Source organism: Pseudomonas sp. A39, from assembly GCF_058145955.1.
On the sequence record NZ_JBYVMD010000126.1, the window covers coordinates 1 to 674 of the forward strand.

At 60.1% G+C, this 674-nt stretch carries 1 protein-coding gene; it reads left to right on the plus strand.

The features are described 5' to 3' along the window. Positions 1–674, plus strand: a 674-nt coding sequence (locus AC3ZU9_RS31500) for a saccharopine dehydrogenase family protein (RefSeq protein WP_490091802.1), incomplete at both ends; no start/stop codon positions are given.

The following is a 674-nucleotide window of genomic DNA, read 5'->3' on the forward strand; positions in this document are numbered from 1 at the left end:
CTTATCATTGGTGCAGGAGGTGTCGCCAAGGTGGTGGCCCACAAGTGCGCGCAGCACAACGACGAACTCGGTCGTATTGCTATCGCGTCGCGCAACATCTCCAAATGCCAGGCCATCATCGACAGCGTCAAGGCCAAGGGTAGCCTCAAGGTTCCCGCCGATATCCAAGCCTTCGCGCTGAACGCCCTGGACGTGGAAGCGACCAAGGCCCTGATCCGCGAGACCGAATCGCAGATCGTCATCAACGTCGGCTCCGCGTTCCTCAACATGTCGGTCCTGCGGGCCTGCATCGACACCGGCGTTGCGTACCTCGACACCGCCATCCACGAAGAGCCGGGCAAGGTCTGCGAGACCCCGCCGTGGTACGGCAACTACGAGTGGAACCACCTGGAAGAGTGCAAACAGAAGAACATCACCGCCATCCTTGGCGTGGGCTTCGACCCAGGTGTCGTCAACGCGTATGCCGCGCTGGCGCAGCAACAGCATTTCGACCGCATTGATTCGATCGACATCCTCGACGTCAATGCCGGCTCCCATGGCAAATACTTCGCCACCAACTTCGACCCGGAAATCAACTTCCGCGAGTTCACCGGACAGGTGTGGAGCTGGCAGAACAGCCAGTGGACCAGCAACACCATGTTCGAAGTCAAACGCACCGACGACCTGCCGGTCGT